Here is a 15488-nt window from a genome sequence, read left to right as displayed (position 1 = left end):
GGGAGAAGGAAGGATGAGAAGAAACCGCCCGTAGCCGACCGCACCCTTTGGCGCTGGGGCGGCGAGGACTACCGCCTGCGTGAACGGCGACGGATAACGGCGTGAAAACCGGTGGCAGCGGCGCTCGGTTGGGCGTTCCGCGCGTGCCGCTGGGCGGTCTTTCGCATTGTGGGGGCACCGAGTCTGCTGGGCTGCTGCCCCGCTCTGCGTGTGTTGTGGGGTGGTGGTTAGGGTCTTGGCCATGGCGATGCAAGTCAACTGGGCGGGGAATCTCACCTACAGTGCGGCGCGGGTCCATCGGCCCGTGTCGGTCGAGGAGTTGCAGGGGGTTGTGGCGCGGAGTCTGCGGATTCGGGCGCTTGGGACTCGGCATTCGTTCAACGAGGTCGGGGATACTCCCGCTGAGCTGGTGGAGCTTGGGGGGCTGGCGCCGGTTGTCGAGGTGGACTCGGACCGGGCGCGGGTTCGGGTGGGTGGCGGGCTGCGGTATGCGGATGTGGGGCGGTATATCGACGAGCGTGGGTTCGCGTTGGGGAACCTGGGGTCGTTGCCGCATATCTCGGTGGCGGGGGCGTGTGCGACCGGGACGCATGGGTCGGGGGTGGGGAACGCGAATCTCTCGGCGGCGGTCGCCGGGATTGAGCTGGTCACGGCGGAGGGTGATCTGGTCACGCTGCGGCGGGGGGATGAGGGGTTCGATGGGGCTGTGGTCGGGCTGGGCGCGCTGGGCGTAGTGGTCGCCCTGGAACTGGACCTGGTTCCGTCGTTCCAGGTGCGGCAACGTGTTTATGAAGCGCTGCCACTGGATGTGCTTTTCCCGAAATTTCAGGAAATCGTGTCTAGTGCGTACAGCGTGAGTCTTTTCACGGACTGGCGAGGGCCGGTGATTAATCAGGTGTGGGTGAAGCGGCGGGACGGGGAAGCCGTCGTGCCGATCCCGGCCGAGCCCGCCGACGGGCCACGCCATCCTGTGCCTGGAATGTCGCCGGACAGTTGCACCGAACAATCGGACATTCCCGGCCCCTGGTTCGAGCGGCTGCCGCACTTCCGGCCAGACCGGATTCCCAGCGCGGGTGACGAACTGCAATCGGAATTCATGATCGACGCCTCCGACGCCGTCGCGGCGCTCAGCGCGCTCGACACGATCCGCGACCACATCCACCCGGTCCTGCGGATCTGCGAGATCCGCACCATCGCCGCCGACCGGCTCTGGCTCAGCCCCTGCTACGAGCGGGACACCGTGGCGATCCACTTCACCTGGATCGCCGACACCCCCGCCGTGCTCCCGGCGGTCGCCCGCATCGAAGAAGCGCTCGAACCGTTCGCCCCCCGCCCACACTGGGCCAAGATCTTCACCACCCCACCGGACACCCTGCGCCCCCGCTACACCCGCCTCCCCGACTTCCAGGCCCTCGCCAACGCCCTCGACCCGTCCGGAAAATTCCGCAACCCCTTCACGGACAAATACCTATTCGCCTGACACACGACGTCCTTTTGCACCCAACAACTGCGGACATTTCCGCAGATCAAGCGGAATAACGCCTGTTTCCCTTGTCGAGCTTCACCCCCAGACAAGGAGGAACATTTCATGATCCATCGCAATCTCACCCGGGCGGCGGTCGCCGTGATCGTTGCCCTCGGCGGCTCCGCCGCGCTCGCCCCACCCGCCCAGGCCGACTCGGTCAGCGTCGAACTCCACGCCGACTTCGACAGCGACGGGTACGCGGACGCCGCCATCGGCGTCCCCTCCGAGAACATTGGAGCGATCCAAGACGCCGGCCTCGTCCACGTCCTGTACGGCGGCCCCGACGGCCTCGGCAGCGGCGGCAGCCAGACCTTCCAGCAGAACAGCCCCGGCATCGACCCGAGCATCATGGACGACCCCGGACCGGAGACGGGAGACCGGTTCGGGGCGGCCCTCGCGGTGGGCGACGTCGACGGCAACAGCATCGATGACCTGATCATCGGCGTCCCCGGCGAGGACCGCGGCCTCACCCAGGACTCTGGCGCGATCCACGTCCTGTTCGGCCACGTCTCCGGCGGCCTGACCGGCACCGGCAGCATCACCCTCGACCAGGAACTGGCCAGCTCCCTGTCCGACGCCGACAACGAGCCGGGCGACCAGTGGGGTGCCGCCCTGTCCGTGGGCCGGGTGGACAACGACTTCGAAGCCGAAGTGTTCGTCGGCGCCCCCGGCGAGGACGTCACCGTGGCCGACGCCGGCCAGGTCTGGGTGCTCCAGTTCGACTTCGGCGACTTCCGGTTCGACACCTTCGCGACCACCCAGCTCACCCAGGGCGCCGGCGGCGTCGCGGGCGCCCAGTCCCCCGGCGACCGTTTCGGCTCCGCCCTCGCGGTCGGCGACCTCGGCACGGACGCCTTCGACGACGTGGCCATCGGCGTCCCCGGCGACGAGGTCGACGCCATCGACAACGCCGGTTCCGTCAACGTCCTGTACGGCTCCGCCACCGGCCTGTCCACCTCCACCGACCAACTCTGGAACCAGGCGGCTCCCCTCCCCGGCGGCCCGGAGGCCGGGGACGCCTTCGGCTCAGCCCTGGCCGTCGGCGACTTCAACGAGAACGCCGCCAACGTGAGCGGCCAGTTCCCCGACGATCTCGCCGTCGGCACCCCCGGCGAGGACGCCGGCGAAGGCGTCGTCTTCGTGATCTACCGCTCCGGCAACTCCCTGGTCACCACCGGCGCCCAGATCTGGTCCCAGGACACCGCCGGCATCTCCGAGACCGGCAACCCCGGCGACGCCTTCGGCCGATCCCTGACCGCCGGCGACTTCAACGGCGACAACCAGGACGACCTGGCCATCGGCGTCCCCGGCGAGGACGGCGTGAACTCCAATGTCGGCGCCGTCAACGTCATCTACGGCGACCGGGGAGCCGCCCTCGGCAGCGCCAACCAGCAGTTCCTCTTCGGTGACAACCTCACCTTCGGCGACCCCGCCGAAACCGACGACGCCCTCGGCACCGCCCTCACCAACGGCGACTACAACAACAACGGCGAATCCGACCTCCTCATCACCATCCCCGGCGAAGAGGTCCCCGGCAGCGGCGCCACCAGCCCCGGCGCCCTCAACCTCGTCTTCGGCAAGGACGCCTTCGGCATCTTCGGCTTCGGCGGCCTCGACCCCGACGACGGCCAGTTCCTCCACCAGGACTCCCCCGGCATAGCCGACACCACCGAACCCTTGGACAACTTCGGCGAATCCGCCCGCTAACCAATCCCAGACGACCTCTCCGGCGAGAACCGGAGAGGTCGTCATGTCCTCGGAACACCGAGACGATCAAAGCTAAAGTCGTCCCATGTACATCTCGTCCGTGCGGGTCGAAAACGTCAAAGGCTTCACAGGGCCGCGAACCGTCGACCTGGATCTGACGCGACCCGATGGCTCCTATGCGGGATGGACGGTGATCGCGGGACGAAACGGATCCGGAAAGACCGCACTTCTCCGCGCTATCGCGCTGGCCGTAAGCGGACCTTATGTGGCCCGGACACTGGTTTCAGATTTCGAGAACTGGATCTCCCACGGAGAAGACCAAGCGTCAGTACGCGTCGGCTTGGTCGTTGACGATCATGATTTCTGGATTGGCGATTATCCGCCGGATGAGTTAAACGTTGGAATTGACTGGACAATGCCCGCCTCACGGGATAAGTTCAGCGGTCGTCGCGGACTCCAGCCGACTCTTTCTGGTTATCCGGCGGAAAGCCCTGAAACCGGTCCTTGGGATGAGAACAGCCCAGGTTGGTTCTGTGCCGCATATGGCCCGTTCCGTCGCCTGATCGGCGGATCCGGAGATGCGCAAAGACTGATGCTGGGTCCCGAACGGGTCGCCAGAATGGCGAGTCTGTTCCACGAAGACGCGTCCCTCGCGGAGGGAGTGACGTGGCTCATTGAACTGCATCTGCGAGCCCTCGAAGGTCGACCGGGCGCGCAGGAGGTTAAGGACACGGCGATGATGATCCTTAGCGACGGGCTTCTTCCTGACGGTTACCGCATCGAAGACATCGACTCTGATGGGCTATGGGTAGTTCATGACGGTCGCCGATTCCCGCTCCGGGAGATGAGTGACGGCTACCGCGCTGTCGCGGCGTTGGTGACCGACCTGATTCGACGTATTTTCGAAAGCATGGACCTGTGGACGGACGGGGACCGGCCATACGTCGTTCTCAATCCGGGGGTTGTGATCATCGATGAGATCGATGCCCATCTGCACGTGTCCTGGCAACAACGGCTCGGTGGCTGGCTGAAAGCGCATTTCCCGAACATCCAGTTCATCGTCACCACGCATAGTCCTTATATCTGCCAGGACGCCGACGAGGGCGGGCTTATTCGCCTCCCGGGCCCAAACGAGACAGAAGCGCCCAGCATCGTTCCCGAGAGCCTCTACAAGAGAATCGTCCATGGCAGCGGCGACGACGCTGTTCTGTCTGAATTGTTTGGTCTCGACACACCCTATTCGGCAGCGACCGAGCGCCTCCGCGAGGAACTCGTCACGCTCGAAGCCGCCATCCTCGAAGGCCACGCCGACGAGGACGCGCAGCAGCGCTACCTTGAGCTCAAGCGGCAACTGGCCAGCTCTCCGGCGACACGAGCGGACGAAGTAGCTGCCAGATTGGGCCTGACGGGACCGCCCGAGAGATGATCCGCCTGACCCGACTGGGCATCCCCGACGAACTGAACTCCCGACTTGCCGCGCTGACACAGCGGGTCGCGGATCGCAACGATGCCGACCGGCTCAATGGAGCCCGTCAGCTGTGGAAACATTCGGCGCAGCGAAGGAACGTCCACCGGCCACTCACCGACGTTCTCCGGCAGATGGCTCCAGGAATGGAGCGCTGCATGTACTGCGGTGACAGCCAGGGCACGGCGATCGACCACCACGAGCCGATGGCCAGGAATCCGCTGCGCACTTTCGATTGGCTCAACCACCTCCTCGCCTGCACGTACTGCAACAGCCACGAGAAGCGCGACCGGTTCCCGCTCGACCGGAATGGTCAGTCGCTGCTGATCGACCCCTCGGCCGAAGATCCCTTCGATCATCTCCAGCTGACCCTCACCCTCGGCGTATATCGCGCCAAAGGCGGATCACCCAAAGGCCAGACGACCATCGACGTGTGCGGGCTCAACCGGCCGATTCTCACGAAGGGCCGGATGCACGCCAAGGATGTGGTGATCGCCAGCCTCTGCCTCTGGCAGCGCGGATTCGAGCGGTCCGACGGGCGCCAGATGGATCAAGCGGTGCGCACGATCCGGGAACAGCCGTTCGCTGACGTGTGCCAGGCCATGCTCCGGCAGGCGGGCAACCCCGCCGCGAAGCTGCTCTTCGACGACGACCACGAGCTGCTCGCACTGCTGAGCAGGCCGGAGTTACGCAAGGGATTGCTGCGGTGAGAACTATCTGAGGTCGGGGAGATTCCGGGGAACGTCGAGGTGCATCGGTGGGTGCCGCAGCTGGCGATCCTGCGGCAGGCCGCGGCTTTCGTCACGCATGCGGGGATGGGCGGGAGCGGCGAGGGGCTGTACGCGGGAGTTCCGATGATCGCCGTGCCGCAGGCGGTCGACCAGTTCGCCAACGCGGATCAGCTGGTGAAGCTGGGGGTGGCGCGGCGGATCGACACCGCCGACGCCACCGCGGAGGTGCTGCGGGAGGCGCTGCTGGAGCTGACCCGGGATCCGGAGGTGGCCGAGCGGTCGGCGCGGCTACGGGCGGCAGCACTTGCGGAGGGCGGCACCACCCGCGCCGCCGATCTGATCGAGGCGATGCTGCCGTGATCTCGCCACGAAAGACGCCACTGTGAAGCGGGTTCGGGCCACCGCGGCGTGATGCCTTGGGAACGCCATCCAGAGGGTCGTGCCCAGCCGTAGCTGAAACGGCCGACAGGATCGCGACTGGATGTGTCCGGCGCAGACAGAAACGGCTCCCGCCCCGAAGGGTGGGAGCCGTTCTGCTACAGGTCAGACCTGGCCGGCCTTCTCCAGGGCCTCGCAGCAGGTGTTGGTGATCAGGCGGGTGACCACGTACGGGTCGACGTTGGCGTTCGGGCGGCGGTCCTCGATGTAGCCCTTCTTGTCGAGTTCGACCTGCCACGGGATGCGCACCGAGGCGCCGCGGTTGGAGACGCCGTAGCTGTAGACGTTGTAGGGAGCGGTCTCGTGCAGGCCGGTGAGGCGCTGCTCGATGCCGAAGCCGTACCCGGCGATGTGCTCTTCGACCTTGCCCTCGGCGCCGAGCGACTCGCAGGCGGTGATGATCGCGTCGTAGCCCTCGCGCATGGCGCGGGTGGAGAAGTTGGTGTGGGCGCCGGCGCCGTTCCAGTCGCCCTTGGCGGGCTTGGCGTCGAGGGTGGCGGAGACGCCGAAGTCCTCGGCGATGCGGTAGAGCAGGTAGCGGGCCATCCACATGTGGTCGGAGGCCTCCAGCGGGCCACCGGGGCCGATCTGGAACTCCCACTGCCCGGGCATGACCTCGGCGTTGATGCCGGAGATCTTCAGGCCGGCCTCGATGCAGGCGTCCAGGTGCTTCTCGACGATGTCGCGACCGACGACCTCGTCGGCGCCGATGCCGCAGTAGTACGGCCCCTGCGGCCCGGGGAACCCGCCGACCGGGAACCCGTACGGACGGCCGTCCTTGAAGAAGGTGTACTCCTGCTCGATGCCGAACCAGGATTCCTGCGCGGCGTACTTCTCGTCCACGGGGGTGAGCAGCGCGCGGGTGTTGGTGCTGTGGGCGGTGCCGTCGGCGTTGTAGACCTCGCAGAGCACGAGCACGTTGTCGCCGCCGCGGATCGGGTCCGGGCAGGAGAAGACGGGCTTGAGCACGCAGTCGGAGGAGTGGCCCTCAGCCTGGTTGGTGCTGGATCCGTCGAAGCCCCAGACCGGCAGGTCGGCGCCGTCCGCGAGGACCTTCGTCTTGGACCTGAGCTTCGGCGTCGGCTCCGTGCCGTCGATCCAGATGTACTCAGCCTTGAAAGCCACGTCGTTCCCTTCCTCAGACGCGAGCCAGGTCGTAAGCTCGCCACGCCCGAGGCTTTCAACCCCCCGTTTCGCATCCATTGCCCGTTTGTGAACACGGTGTGACAAAGACCAAGCCGAGTTGCCGATGTGATGTAAGTCACTCCGAACCTGCGAATCGACTGAGATGTCGCGATCATTGTCAATTCTGATCGCCTGGGGCGCGGAATGGCGCTAGCGTCGGGCCTATCGGGGCCTGAAAACGAACGAGCATTCGCACACCGAACGTGTGGAGATGATCCAGTTATGCGCAGCGAACCCCTTTTTCGCGAACCTCCCTTCCGCGCGGACCATGTCGGCAGCCTCTTGCGACCGGCCGAGTTGCTCCGCGCGCGTGACGACTTCGGCCGGGGCACCATCACGGTCGCCGAGCTCAGGGACGTCGAGGACGCGGCGATCCGGGAGGTCGTGCGGGCCCAGCGGGACGCGGGGCTGCGGTCCGCGACCGATGGGGAGTTCCGGCGGGCGTCCTGGCACATGGACTTCATCTACCGGCTCGGCGGGGTGACCCAGGCCACCGGCGAGCACATCACGGTCCGGTTCAGGAACGACCAGGAGGAGCTGGAGTTCGCGCCCCCGGCGATGCGGGTGGCCGAGCCGATCCGGCTCACTGAGACGATCTTCGCGGACGACTTCACCTTCCTGCGCGACACCGTCGAGCCGGGACAGACGGCCAAGTTGACGATCCCGTCGCCGAACATGGTCCACTACCGGGGCGGCCCCGCCTCCATCGATCCCGGCGTCTACCCCGATCTTGAGGACTTCTGGACGGACCTGGCCGCCGCGTACAACGAAGAGGTGCTGCGGCTGGCCGAGCTCGGCTGCCGCTACCTGCAGTTCGACGACACCAGCCTGGCCTACCTCAACGACCCGGTGCAGCGGGCCGAGATCGCCGCGCGCGGCGACGACGCCGACCACCTGCACCTGCGCTACATCAAGCAGATCAACGCGGCGCTGGCCAACCGGCCGCGGGGGCTGCGGGTGACCACGCACATGTGCCGGGGCAACTTCCGCTCCTCGTGGGCGGCCGAGGGCGGCTACGACTTCGTCGCCGAGGCGCTGTTCGGCGAGCTCGCGGTGGACGGCTTCTTCCTGGAGTTCGACGACGAGCGCTCCGGCGGGTTCGAGCCGCTGCGGTTCGTGCCCAAGGACAAATACGTGGTGCTCGGCCTGGTCACCACCAAGAACGGCGCGCTGGAGTCGAAGGACGACCTCAAGCGCCGGATCGAGGAGGCGTCGAAGTTCATCGACGTCGACCAGCTGTGCCTGTCGCCGCAGTGCGGCTTCTCCTCCACGGTGGAGGGCAACACGCTCACCCACGAGGAGCAGTTCGCCAAGATCCGCCTGATCGTGGAGACCGCCCAGGAGGTCTGGGGCTAGGCCTCCTGGGCCGGGCTCTCACGTCTCGGAGCTGGTGATCACCGCGAATCTGGCTCCGTGCGGGTCGGCGCAGACGGCGAACCGGCCGACGCCCTCCACGTCCATGGCGGGCATCAGCACAGTGCCGCCGGAGGCGTCGACCCGGACCAGGGTGGCGTCGGTGTCGGAGACCTCGATGTAGGGCAGCCAGTGCGGCGTGTCGCCCTCCTGGAGCGGCATGATCCCGGCGACGTCGGGCTCCTTGCCCTCGGCGGTGGAGGCCAGCACGTAGGTCATGCCGCCGCCGAAGGGCACCTCCTTGATGGTCCAGCCGAACAGGGTGGTGTAGAAGTCGCGGACGGCGCTGGGATCCGGCACATACAGCTCGGTCCAGCCGAGCGAGCCGGGCTCGTTGACCACGTCGAGGCCGATGGTCTTGCCGGGCTGCCAGATCGCGAACCGGGCGCCGCCAGGGTCGGTGAACGCGGCCATCCTGCCGAAGTCGAAGACGTCGTCGGGCTCGACCCGGACCGTTCCACCGTGCTCGCGGACCTTCTGGGCGGCGGCGTCGGCGTCAGGGGCGTGGAAGTAGATGGTCCAGGCGGAGCGGGCGCCCGCCTCGGTGAGCGGGCCGAGGGCCGCGACGGTCTTGCCGCTCTGCTGGAAGAAGCCGTAGCCGCCGGAGTCGGGGCCGGCGGACTGGAAGGTCCAGCCGAAGACGGAGCCGTAGAAGTCGGCGCTGGCCTCGGTGTCAGGGGAACCGAGGTCGAGCCAGTTGGGCGCCCCCGGGTAGAAGTCGGTGGTCAGCATGGAATGCTCCTTCGCATGTCCGTGTCGGGTAGCCACACACTGTCACGCGGCAACGACAATTTCCGGTGAGCGAAAGCCGCGAGACGGATGAAGCATGAGTGACAGGACAGCTGAACGCTGCCGATGACAGTTTGTTTTATGTCTGGGTTGATCGCGCTATGTCCCTCAAGGTTAGTCGTCGCTCTGTAAAGTGCCCCTGTAGCAGCGGGCAAATGATCAGGGTGAGTGGGCATGGATGGTCATACCGCCCCCTTGGTCGGCCGGGGCGAGGTCCTCAGGGACCTCCATGGGGCGCTGGACGCGAGCATGGACGGCGCGTTCCGGTTCCTCGCCCTGGTCGGCGAGCCGGGAGCGGGAAAGACGCGGCTGCTGGCCGAGCTCGACGCGGCGGCCCGCGCGCGCGGCTGCCTGGCGTTGTGGGGCAGGGCGGCGGAGTTCGAGCAGGTGATCCCGTTCAGCGCGCTGGTGGACGCGCTCGACGGCCATCTGGAGACCGGGGACGTGCAGCACGATCCCCTGCTGGCCACCGTGTTCCCGGCGCTGGGCGCGGCCGAGGAGCCGGGCGACGACCGCAGCGGCCTGGCCAGATACCGGCTCTATCGGGCGATCATCGGGATGCTGGAGCGGCTGGCCGAACCGTCGGGGCTGGTGCTGGTCCTGGACGACGTGCACTGGGCGGACGGCAGCACGATCGAGTTCCTCGACCACGTGGTCCGGCATCCGCCCCGGGCCCGGGTGCTGATGATCGTCGCGTACCGCCCGAACCAGGCGCCGCCGCGGCTGGCCGCGGGCGGCGGGCAGATCGTGGTCGGGCCGCTCAGCGCGGCCGAGGCCGACGAACTGCTCGGCCCGGAGATCAGCCGGGGCCGCCGCCAGGCCCTGTACGAGGCGAGCGGCGGCAACCCCTTCTACCTGCAGGCGCTGGCCAGGATCGAAGCCGGCGACCTGCCCACCACGCTGCACGCGGCGCTCCAGCGCGAACTGGCCGACCTGTCCGGCGACGCCCTGCTGGTGGCCCAGTCCGCCGCCGTCGCCGCCGACGAGTTCGAACCTCCGCTCGCGGCCGTCGCCGCCGAACTGGCCGATTCGGTCACCCTGAAGGCCCTGGACGAACTGGTCGCCCGCGACCTGATCCGCCCGGCCGGCCCCGGCAACCGCTTCCGCTTCCGCCACCCCCTGGTACGGCAGGCCGCCTACGAATCCGCCGCCCCCGGCTGGCGCCTGGCCGCCCACGCCAGGATCGCCGAGCACCTGGCGGCGGTGGGCGCCCCGGCCACCGTACGAGCCCACCACATCGAACGATCGGCCACCTTCGGCGACCGGGAGGCGGTGGCGGTCCTGGTGGAGGCCGCCCGGGCGGTGGCCACCACCGCGCCGGCCACCACCGCGCACTGGCTCCAGGCCGCCATCCGGCTGCTGCCCGACGACGCCGACGGCCGGGAGCACCGCCTCGATCTGCTGCTGGAGCTGGCCCGCGGCCAGGTGGTGTCCGGCTGGCTGGCCGAGGGCCGGGAGACCGCCTACGAGGTGCTGCGCCTGCTGCCGCGCGAGGACCACGCCAAGCGCGCCTTCGCGGCCCGCTTCTGCGCCCTGGTGGAGCGCCTGCTGGACCGCCCGGCGCAGGGCAGGGCGGTGCTGCTGGCCGAGCTGCGCGAGATGCCCGACCCCCGGCTGCCAGCGGCGCTGCCGATGCGGCTGCGCCTGGTGGCCGAGAGCCTGATGCGCGGCGACCACCGGGCCGCCCAGGCGGTGCTGGACTTCATGCCGCGCGATCCCGCCGACCATGGCCTGGTGGTCGCGGTGGCCGCGCTGCGGCCGATGACCGCCTACGCGGCGGGCCGCATCCCGGCCGCGACCGAGCATCTGGCCCGGGCCGACGCGCTGGTGTCGGCCACGCCGGACGTGCAGCTGCTGGAGTGGCTGGACACGATCGCCTGGCTCTGCTGGGCGGAGCTGTGGCTGGGCGGCCACGGGTCGGCGGTGGCCCGGTTCGAGCGGGCGATCGCGATCGCGAAGGCGACCGGGCAGACGTTCATCGTGACCAACATGCTGGCCGGTCAGGGTCGCGCCTACGGGGTGGTGGGCCGCCTGGCCGAGGCCACGGTGGCGGCCGAGGAGTCGGCGGAGGTGGCCCGGCTGCTGCATTCGGGTTACGCGGTGGTGGTGGCCCAGGCCCAGCAGAGCCTGCTGGCCGCCGCGACCGGCCACGACGCGCTGGCGGTGCGGCTGGGCGAGGCGGCGGCGACCTCGGGGGTGAGCGCCGGGGAGTGGCCGGGCGCCCAGGCCCAGTACGCCTACGGCACCGCGCTCGCGCACGCCGGGCGGGCCGGGCAGGCCCCGGTGGCCGCGATCGAGGAGGCTTTCGCGGCGGGGCGGCTGGAACAGTTCAGCATGTTGTCGTTCTGCGAGACGATGGCCGCCCACAGCGACGAGCCGGGGATGTGGGCGGCGCGCGCGGCCGAGGTCGCCCATCCGGAGCTGGCGTTCAACGCGGGCATCGTCGACCTGGCCGCCTCCCACGCCGAGTCGGGCACGGCCGCGGCCGAGCTGGCGTTACGGGCGGCGGAGGTCCTGGCGACGGCCGGTCAGCGGCTCACCGCCGGGCGCGCCCTGCTCCGGGCCGGGACGGCGCTGACCGCCGCAGGCCGTAAGAAGGACGCCCTCCCCCATCTGTCCGAAGCCGGGGATCTTTTCGAGGCGTGCGGCGCGCCGGGGTTGCTGGCGCAAGCCGTACGGGAACAGCGGCGGGCCGGAAAGCGGGTGGCCGCCAAGAGCCGGGGCACGGGCGGGCAGGGGCTGTCGCCGCGGGAGCTGGAGGTCGCCCGGCTGGTCGTCGAAGGGTGCACGAACCAGCAGATCGCCGAACGCCTTTTCCTCAGCGTACGGACGGTGGAAACGCACCTTTCGCATGCGTACGAGAAGCTGGGGGTGTCGTCCAGGATCGGCCTGGCGCTGGCGTTGAAGTGAAAGATACGGGTTTTCCACGATGCCCGCCCGTGGCCGCTCTTGGGATGGTGTGATCTCGGAAATACCCGGGAGGGCGGAACCATGCGGATCGCGCGTTTCACCACGGAAGGCGTGCCCAACGCCGAGGTGTCGCAGCATCCGTTCGCGACCGAGGACGGGCTCGGTCTGGAGCTGCACCGCTTCCACCGCGCCGACAGCGACGACGTGATCCTGCTGCTGCACGGGCTCCCGGCGTCCACGGACATGTTCATCATGCCCGAGCACCGCAACCTGGTCTCGTTCCTGCTGGACAGCGGCTACCCGGACGTGTGGTCGCTGGATTTCCGGATGAGCAACCGCTTCCCTTACGACACCGAGACACACCGGTTCACCCTCGACGACATCGCCCTGTTCGACCATCCGGCCGCGCTGCGGGAGTTACGCAAGCACATCGGGAACAAGCGGGTGCACGTGATCGCGCAGTGCCTGGGCTCGGTGTCGTTCATGATGAGCCTGGCCGCCGGCCTGGTCGGCGAGATCGCCAGCATGACCTCCAACAGCGTGGCGCTGGTCACCCGGGTGCCGCGCTGGTCCAAGATCAAGCTCGCGCTCGGGCCCGGCTTCTTCGACTACGTCGCGGGCGTGTCGTTCCTGGACTCGCGGTTCGGGGACGCGCCGGTGCTGACCCGGGGCTGGATGATCTCCCGCGCGGTGTCCCTGTTCCACCGCGAGTGCGACTTCCGGGCCTGCCACATGATCAGTTTCATGTGGGGGGCGGGCAATCCCGGGCTGTGGAGCCACGAGAACCTGGACCCGGCGACGCACGCCCGGGTGGCCGACCTGTTCGGCGCGAACGGGCTGCACTACTACCGGCACATGCGGCGGATGGTGCGAGCCGGGCACGCCGTCCGGCACGACGACCGGTTCCCGGCCCTGCCGAAGGACTATCTGGAGCTCGCGGAGCACATCGACACGCCGGTCCTGTTCCTGACCGGGGACCGTAATCACGTGTTCCGCGACTCCAACATCGTCTGCCACGAGATCATGTCGAAGGCCCGGCCGGGGCTGCACGAGCTGCAGGTGCTGCCCGGCTACGGCCACGTCGACCCGATCATCGGCAAGGACGCCGCCCGCGACGTGTTCCCGCACATCCTGGAGTTCCTGCGCAAGCACAGCGAGGGCGGGCGTGATGGAGCACGTTGACGTCCTCGTCGCCGGTTCCGGGTTCGGGGGCTCGGTCGCGGCCTACCGGCTGGCGGAGGCCGGGTTCGAGGTGGTGGTGATGGAGCGCGGGCGGGCCTGGCCGCCCGGTTCCTTCCCGCGCAGCCCCGCCCAGATGGGGAAGGCGTTCTGGGATCCGGCCGCGGGCCTGCACGGGCTGTTCGACGTGTGGAGCTTCGGCGACTGCGACTCGGTGGTGTCCAGCGGGCTCGGCGGCGGGTCGCTGATCTACGCCAACGTGCTGCTCCGCAAGGAGGAGAAGTGGTTCGTGCGGGAGTCGCCGCTGCCGGGCGGGGGCTACGAGCACTGGCCGATCAGCAGGGACATGCTGGATCCGCACTATGACGCGGTGGAGCGCATGCTGGGGGCGGCGCCGTACCCGCTCGACAAGAAGGGCTACCAGGACACGGCCAAGACGCGGGCCATGCAGGACGCGGCGGCCGAGCTGGGTCTGGACTGGCAGCTGCCGCCGCTGGCGGTCAGCTTCGCGCCGAAGCCGGGGGCGCGGCCGGAGATCGGGCTCCAGATCGTGGATCCGGAGTACGGCAACCTGCACGGCGTGCCCCGCCGGACCTGCAAGCTGTGCGGCGAGTGCGACCTCGGCTGCAACGAGGGCGCGAAGAACAGCCTCGACCACACCTATCTATCCGCGGCCAAGCGGCACGGGGCGGATCTGCGGACCCTGCACGAGGTCCGGACGATCACCCCGAGGCCGGGCGGCGGCTACGAGGTCGGCTTCGTCCGGCACGATCCGCTGACCGAGCTGCAGATGATCAGCTGCGACCGGCTGGTGCTGGCCGCGGGCACCTACGGCACGACCTATCTCCTGCTCAAGAACCAGCTGCCGGGGATCAGCAAAGCCCTGGGGACCCGGTTCTCCGGCAACGGCGACATCATCTCGTTCCTGCTGCGCGCCCAGGACCGGCCGATCGCGGCCAGCCGCGGGCCGGTGATCACCAGTTCCATCCGGCTGCCCGACGGCGCCTACATCCAGGAGGGCGGCTTCCCCGCCTTCGTGGACTGGATCGCCGAGGCCGCCGACGTGGGGGACGAGTTCAAGCGGGCCGTGCGGTTCGTCTGGGAGCGGCTGCGCGGCCTGATCACCCGCGACCACAACCTGTCCGCCGAACTGTCCCGCCTGCTGGGCAACGGCGAGCTGTCCGACCGGTCGCTGCCGATCCTCGGCATGGGCCGGGACGTGCCCGACGGCGTGCTGCGGCTGCACGGCGAGCGGCTCGTCCTGGACTGGGACGCGGAGACCAGCAAGGAGTACTACAAGGAGCTGCGCGGCACGATCCGGCGTATCGGCGACGTCCTCGGCGCCGAATACTCCGACGCGCCGCTGCGGCGGGTGCTCACCGCGCACCCGCTCGGCGGCGCCCCGATGGGCCGCCACATCGGCGAGGGCGTCTGCGACTCGCGCGGCGAGGTGTTCGGCTTCCCCGGCCTGTACGTCGCCGACGGCGCGGCCATGCCAGGACCGGTGGGACCGAACCCCTCGCTCACCATCGCCGCCATGGCCGACCGGATGGCGGACCGGATCACCACCAGAAAGAACGCGCCGATGCCCGTCCACACCGCCCTGTCGTTCACCGAGGAAATGCGCGGCACGCTCGGCGGCGGCGACGGCTTCGCGTTCCAGATCACCATCACCGCCGACGATGTAGACCGCTTTCTCACCGAGCCCGAGCACCTCGCCCGGGCCGAAGGATGGATCGACGCCGCCATTTGCGGGGGCCGGCGCCCGATCGAGCGGGGCTGGTTCAACCTCTTCGCGCCTGGAGAGTCGCCCGAGCACCGGGAAATGCGCTATCGGCTGCATTTCCGCGACGGCGAGGACCAGCCCCGCACCCTGCTCGGGGTAAAGCACGTGAAGCACGGCCCGCCGACCCGGCTGTGGCTGGACACCTCTACTCTGCACAGCACCCTGCTGGAGGGCCATGTCGAGGAGGGTGAGGAAGGCCGCGTCCTGGCCACGGGAACCCTGCGCATCTCGCCGGCCGACCTGACCAGGATGCTCACCACGTTCCACACCGCCGGTCCCGGCGGCGCGGCGGCGCTGGCCCGTTTCGGCGCGTTCTTCCTGGGCGAGCTCTGGGACGTGTACGGCCCCGGCAACTGACCC

Annotated in this window: 10 protein-coding genes and 1 pseudogene; 9 read left to right on the top strand and 2 right to left on the bottom strand. The window is 68.9% G+C overall.

Translation table 11 applies throughout. The annotated features are described in order from the left end of the window. Window positions 1–241: 241 nt before the first annotated feature. The 5 genes and pseudogenes from Aple_RS07860 to Aple_RS07840 form a co-directional block, all read left to right on the top strand. Window positions 242–1480 (top strand): D-arabinono-1,4-lactone oxidase, encoded by a 1239-nt coding sequence (locus tag Aple_RS07860; protein ID WP_155343821.1) that lies wholly within the window; start codon window positions 242–244, stop codon window positions 1478–1480. Window positions 1481–1588: 108 nt separating this feature from the next. Beyond that, the gene (locus Aple_RS07855; protein WP_155343820.1) at window positions 1589–3232 is read left to right on the top strand and encodes an FG-GAP repeat protein; all 1644 of its coding nucleotides are present in this window, start codon (window positions 1589–1591) and stop codon (window positions 3230–3232) included. A gap of 85 nt (window positions 3233–3317) precedes the next feature. Next, window positions 3318–4658, top strand: coding sequence for an AAA family ATPase (locus tag Aple_RS07850; protein ID WP_155343819.1), 1341 nt, complete (start codon window positions 3318–3320; stop codon window positions 4656–4658). 197 nt (window positions 4659–4855) lie between these two features. Continuing rightward, window positions 4856–5407, top strand: a complete 552-nt coding sequence (locus Aple_RS07845; RefSeq protein WP_218038175.1) for an HNH endonuclease family protein — start codon at window positions 4856–4858, stop codon at window positions 5405–5407. A gap of 6 nt (window positions 5408–5413) precedes the next feature. Next, a pseudogene (locus Aple_RS07840) lies at window positions 5414–5788 on the top strand (nucleotide disphospho-sugar-binding domain-containing protein); the annotation flags it as partial. A gap of 183 nt (window positions 5789–5971) precedes the next feature. Here the strand turns inward: Aple_RS07840 and glnII are convergent. Next, on the bottom strand, window positions 5972–6991 hold the full coding sequence (gene glnII / locus Aple_RS07835; protein ID WP_155343816.1) for a glutamine synthetase: 1020 nt from the start codon (window positions 6989–6991) through the stop codon (window positions 5972–5974). Window positions 6992–7273: 282 nt separating this feature from the next. Between glnII and Aple_RS07830 the strand changes: the two genes are divergently transcribed. Continuing rightward, the gene (locus Aple_RS07830) at window positions 7274–8407 is read left to right on the top strand and encodes a 5-methyltetrahydropteroyltriglutamate--homocysteine S-methyltransferase (RefSeq protein WP_155343815.1); all 1134 of its coding nucleotides are present in this window, start codon (window positions 7274–7276) and stop codon (window positions 8405–8407) included. Between the two features lie 18 nt (window positions 8408–8425). On the opposite strand, the gene Aple_RS07825 is transcribed toward Aple_RS07830, so the two are convergent. Further along, a complete protein-coding gene (locus Aple_RS07825; protein WP_155343814.1) occupies window positions 8426–9196 on the bottom strand; it encodes a VOC family protein in 771 nt (256 codons plus the stop codon). 231 nt (window positions 9197–9427) lie between these two features. Here Aple_RS07825 and Aple_RS55480 point away from each other — a divergent pair, with 231 nt between their 5' ends. The 3 genes from Aple_RS55480 to Aple_RS07810 all read left to right on the top strand — a co-directional run bounded on the left by Aple_RS55480 (window position 9428) and on the right by Aple_RS07810 (window position 15485). Then, window positions 9428–12163: an ATP-binding protein gene (locus Aple_RS55480; RefSeq protein WP_155343813.1), complete on the top strand. Its 2736-nt coding sequence runs from the start codon at window positions 9428–9430 to the stop codon at window positions 12161–12163. 81 nt (window positions 12164–12244) lie between these two features. Beyond that, window positions 12245–13345 (top strand): alpha/beta fold hydrolase, encoded by a 1101-nt coding sequence (locus Aple_RS07815; RefSeq protein WP_155343812.1) that lies wholly within the window; start codon window positions 12245–12247, stop codon window positions 13343–13345. Next, window positions 13332–15485, top strand: a complete 2154-nt coding sequence (locus Aple_RS07810) for an FAD-dependent oxidoreductase (protein ID WP_155343811.1) — start codon at window positions 13332–13334, stop codon at window positions 15483–15485. The genes Aple_RS07815 and Aple_RS07810 overlap by 14 nt, the downstream gene beginning before the upstream one ends. Window positions 15486–15488 lie beyond the last annotated feature (3 nt).

It is taken from the genome of Acrocarpospora pleiomorpha (assembly GCF_009687885.1).
Taxonomy (GTDB): domain Bacteria; phylum Actinomycetota; class Actinomycetes; order Streptosporangiales; family Streptosporangiaceae; genus Acrocarpospora; species Acrocarpospora pleiomorpha.
Note: the sequence above shows the minus strand (reverse complement) of the source record. Positions and strands in the feature narration are given on the sequence as shown.

Excerpts from the sequence above, each read along its gene's own strand:
- Aple_RS07860 (WP_155343821.1), top strand. The coding sequence starts at position 242 with ATGGCGATGCAAGTCAACTGGGCGGGGAATCTCACCTACAGTGCGGCG.
- Aple_RS07855 (WP_155343820.1), top strand. The coding sequence starts at position 1,589 with ATGATCCATCGCAATCTCACCCGGGCGGCGGTCGCCGTGATCGTTGCC.
- Aple_RS07850 (WP_155343819.1), top strand. The coding sequence starts at position 3,318 with ATGTACATCTCGTCCGTGCGGGTCGAAAACGTCAAAGGCTTCACAGGG.
- Aple_RS07845 (WP_218038175.1), top strand. The coding sequence starts at position 4,856 with ATGTACTGCGGTGACAGCCAGGGCACGGCGATCGACCACCACGAGCCG.
- Aple_RS07830 (WP_155343815.1), top strand. The coding sequence starts at position 7,274 with ATGCGCAGCGAACCCCTTTTTCGCGAACCTCCCTTCCGCGCGGACCAT.
- Aple_RS07825 (WP_155343814.1), bottom strand. The coding sequence starts at position 9,196 with ATGCTGACCACCGACTTCTACCCGGGGGCGCCCAACTGGCTCGACCTC.
- Aple_RS55480 (WP_155343813.1), top strand. The coding sequence starts at position 9,428 with ATGGATGGTCATACCGCCCCCTTGGTCGGCCGGGGCGAGGTCCTCAGG.
- Aple_RS07815 (WP_155343812.1), top strand. The coding sequence starts at position 12,245 with ATGCGGATCGCGCGTTTCACCACGGAAGGCGTGCCCAACGCCGAGGTG.
- Aple_RS07810 (WP_155343811.1), top strand. The coding sequence starts at position 13,332 with ATGGAGCACGTTGACGTCCTCGTCGCCGGTTCCGGGTTCGGGGGCTCG.